This is a genomic window from Streptococcus sp. 714, assembly GCF_013277115.1.
In the GTDB taxonomy this organism is placed as follows: domain Bacteria; phylum Bacillota; class Bacilli; order Lactobacillales; family Streptococcaceae; genus Streptococcus.
In genome coordinates this window covers 1-557 of record NZ_VMMH01000043.1, presented here as the reverse complement: position 1 = coordinate 557, position 557 = coordinate 1, and the positions used below count along the sequence as shown (strand labels likewise).

The window sequence follows — 557 nt, the reverse complement described above, 5'->3', positions numbered from 1 at the left end:
TGGGTAAGTGACAACGACTACTGGTGTCTTTTCACCTGGTGTTTTTGTATCTACTGGCTCCTTGAACTTAGCTGTTGTTCCTGAAGGAAGGTCTTTGAAGTTCGCAATTGAATCTTCTGCTTTTGGTGTGTCACCTATTTTAACAGTTTGTTCCTTAGCTTTTGGTTCGTTCTTATCCGCATCGCTACGTGGATCTTTTACAGTTACTTTAACTGGAACTTCGTCTGTTGACTTGTCTGGGTAAGTGACAACGACTACTGGTGTTTTTTCACCTGGTGTTTTTGTATCTACTGGTTCCTTGAACTTAGCTGTTGTTCCTGAAGGAAGGTCTTTGAAGTTCGCAATTGAATCTTCTGCTTTTGGTGCGTCACCAACTTTAACAGTTTGGTCCTTAGCTTTTGGTTCGTTCTTATCCGCATCACTACGTGGATCTTTAACAGTCACTTTAACTGGAACTTCGTCTGTTGACTTGTCTGGGTAAGTGACAACGACTACTGGTGTCTTTTCACCTGGTGTTTTTGTATCTACTGGCTCCTTGAACTTAGCTGTTGTTCCTG

1 protein-coding gene is annotated in these 557 nt (G+C 42.0%); it reads right to left on the bottom strand.

Going from position 1 to position 557, the window contains the following annotated elements:
* A partial coding sequence (locus tag HT718_RS09400) for a Rib/alpha-like domain-containing protein (protein WP_275690402.1) occupies nucleotides 1–557 on the bottom strand: 557 nt, incomplete at both ends.